A 3,154-nucleotide genomic window follows, 5' to 3' on the forward strand; every position below is an offset into this window, starting at 1 on the left:
GATCCGGCCACAAAGACGCTGCTGAAGCGACCGGTGGTCGAGCCCGGCGTGGATTACTTGCGTCTGCGAGTTTCGCGGCCGCCGCCGCGACGTGATGGCGACGCGGAGCTGGACCGAGCTGTTCTTCCTCGACGAAGCAACCGCGCTCGCGGCTGGGCATCGGCCCTGTTACTATTGCCGGCGCGCCGACGCACTGCGCTTTGCCAATGCGTTCGCGCGTGGCAACGGGCTGGCGGGCGTGAGCGCCAAGCAGGTCGACGCGACGCTGCATCGCGAGCGGCTGGACGGAAGGGCCAAGCGGCTGCATGCGGTGCCGTGCGGGGTCGATGAGTTGCCGGATGGGGCGATGGTGTCGGGGATGAGCGAGAAGAGCGGCGATGCCGGCCATGATGGTGGCGGCGCCGGCGCTGCTTATCTAGCCACGCGAGGCGGACTGCTGCGCTGGTCGTTTGAGGGTTATCAGCCGGTCGAGCGCGCGGCGATGGAAGGCTTGCAGATCTTCCTACTCACGCCACCATCAACGCTGCGAGGGCTTGAAGCCGGCTATCAACCGGCATTGCATCCGAGCGCACGCACGACCTAACCGCGTCATTCCGGGGCGCTCGCGTAGCGAGCGAGCCCGGAATCCATAATCCCTGTGCGTGCGGTGTAGCACTGCGGCGCGGGCTTCGTGCTACATTGTCACTGGGGGTGTGGATTCCGGGCTCGCGCTTCGCGCGCCCCGGAATGACGAACGAGAGGGTGTTCGCGTTGCTACACATTCGGCGTCATCCTGAGGTGCCGCCGCGAAGCGGCGGCCTCGAAGGATGGGCTGCGCTGGAAGGCCGCGCTTACTCAGCCTCGGAGAATGGCATGCCGTGCCTGGAGCCGCATCCTTCGAGGCTCGCTTTGCTCGCGCCTCAGGATGACGACTCAGTCGTTGCGGCAGTGATAACTACCCGAACCGCTGCCTTGCCAGCTCCGCGCCGGCGCCGAGCGCCACCAGCTTGGCTTCGGCGATGTCGCGGAACATCGGGGCCATGCCGCAGTTGGTGGTGGCGATGATGTTGCTCTTGGGCACGTGCTTCATCACCGCTTCGAGTGTGGCGCAGACGTCTTCGGCGGTTTCGACCTGGTCGGAGGCGACGTCGATGACGCCGGCCTGGACGATCTTGTTTGGCAGCAGCGACAGCAAATCGAGCGGCACTTTCGAGTTGCGGCACTCGATCGCGACCTGCTGGATCGGGCTCTTGTCGATCGCCGGGAAGATCTGTTCGTATTGCCGCCACTCGGCGCCGAGTGTCTCCTTCCAGTCGGTGTTGGCCTTGATGCCGTAGCCGTAGCAGATGTGCACCGCGGTGGCGCAGGTCAGACCCTCGGCGGCGCGTTGCAGCGCCTCGACGCCCCAGTCGGCGGCTTCGCTCATGTAGACGTTGAACGCCGGCTCATCGAACTGGATCATGTCGATGCCGTCTGCCTGCAGCGCCAGCGCTTCCTGGTTCAAGAGCGCGGCGAACGCGAAGGCCATCTTGACGCGGTCGCCGTAGAACCGATCAGCGATGGTGTCGATGATGGTCATCGGGCCGGGCAGCGTGAACTTGATCTTGTTGCCGGTGTGGGCGCGGGCGATCAGCGCCTCGAATTCGTGGACGCGGCCCTTCAGCCGCAGCGGCGCCGTCACCTGCGGCACCATCGCTTTGTAGCGATCGTTGCGGATGCCCATCTCGACCTTGTTGGCGAAGTCGATGCCGTCGACGGCTTCGAGGAATCCGTGGACGAAATGCTGCCGCGCCTGCTCGCCTTCGGTGACGATGTCGATGCCGGCGTCTTCCTGGATCTTCACGGCCAGGATGGTGGCGTCGCGCTTGGCGCGCACGAGGTCAGGACCGGTTGGCTTCCACGGCGCCCACAGCTTGTTGGGCTCGGCGAGCCATTCGGGCTTCGGCAGCGAGCCGGCGATCGTCGTCGGAAACAGCATGGTCGTCCTCCCTGAATCGGCTTTATCTGCCATGCCGGACAGCGGCCGTATACGGCGGTCAGCCTGCCATCCACGGCTTGCATCCACGGCTTGGCGGCGACGGACGGCGCGGCTAGGATCGAACCGAGGCCCGCCAAGAGGATCCGTTCAGCAATGATCGAACTGTATTACGCCCCGAACGCCGAATGGCTGGAAGATCTCGATCATGCTGGAGGAATGCGGCCTGCCGTACAAGGTGGTGCCGATGCAGCTCGGCAAAGGCGACCAGCACAAGCCCGAGTTCCTCGAGCTCAGCCCCAACGGCCGGATGCCGGCGATCATCGATCACGCGCCCGCCGACGGCGGCGAACCGTTCAGCGTGTTCGAAAGCGGCGCGATCTTGATTTATCTGGCGGAGAAGTCCGGGCAGTTCCTGCCGGCCGAGCCGCGCGCACGCTCGCAAGTGCTGCAATGGCTGATGTGGCAGATGGCCGGCCTCGGCCCGATGCTCGGCCAGCACGGCCATTTCCTGCTCTACGCGCCCGAGAAGATTCCGTACGCGATCGACCGCTACGGCCGTGAGACGCGGCGGCTCTACGGCGTGCTCGACGCGCAGCTGGCCGAGGGCGAGTATATCGTTGGCGATTACTCGATCGCCGACATCGCCTGCTTCCCCTGGATCATGACCCACAAGGCGCAGGGCCTGAGCCTCGACGACTATCCCAACATCAAGCGCTGGTACACGCTGCTCCGCGCCCGGCCGAAGCTGCAGACGGGCCTGGCGCTCGGCAAGGACGAGCGCAAGCCGATGGACGAGCAGGCGCGGAAGATTTTGCTCGGGGTGGATAAGCCGGCGTACAGCGAGGCAGAGGCGCAGGGGGCGCAGCAGCAGTGATGAGTGCTCTGCATCAACGTTCGTCATTCCGGGGCGTGCCGAAGGCGCGAACCCGGAATCCATACTCCGCAGCGATGGTGTTTGGGCAGGACGGCGCGGTGCTCTTGCCGCGAGTCCAGGGGATATGGATTCCGGGTTCGCCGCTGCGCGGCGCCCCGGAATGACGAGTGGAGAGGCCCGTAACTAACAACTAATAACAATCAACAAACACCAACACCAGGGAAACACCCATGCTCGAGTTCTTCTTCGACTGCTCCAGCCCGTGGACCTATGTGGCCTTTCACAACATCCAGCCGCTGGCCAAGGAGACGGGCGNACGATCG

General features: G+C 65.0%; 1 protein-coding gene and 3 pseudogenes. 3 read left to right on the top strand and 1 reads right to left on the bottom strand.

What is annotated here, in order from left to right; all coding sequences use genetic code 11:
- Positions 1-583 (top strand): annotated as a pseudogene (locus I5M_RS29850) (hypothetical protein); the annotation flags it as partial.
- A 351-nt stretch (positions 584-934) separates the two neighbouring features.
- Here the strand turns inward: I5M_RS29850 and I5M_RS15550 are convergent.
- Positions 935-1,957, bottom strand: coding sequence for a methionine synthase (locus I5M_RS15550; protein WP_022722238.1), 1,023 nt, complete (start codon positions 1,955-1,957; stop codon positions 935-937).
- A gap of 153 nt (positions 1,958-2,110) precedes the next feature.
- On the opposite strand from I5M_RS15550, the pseudogene I5M_RS29855 reads away from it, so the two are divergent.
- Both I5M_RS29855 and I5M_RS32310 read left to right on the top strand, forming a co-directional pair.
- Positions 2,111-2,831 (top strand): annotated as a pseudogene (locus tag I5M_RS29855) (glutathione S-transferase N-terminal domain-containing protein).
- A 230-nt stretch (positions 2,832-3,061) separates the two neighbouring features.
- A pseudogene (locus I5M_RS32310) lies at positions 3,062-3,154 on the top strand (2-hydroxychromene-2-carboxylate isomerase); the annotation flags it as partial.

This window comes from Rhodopseudomonas sp. B29 (assembly GCF_000333455.1).
Taxonomy (GTDB): Bacteria; Pseudomonadota; Alphaproteobacteria; order Rhizobiales; family Xanthobacteraceae; genus Rhodopseudomonas.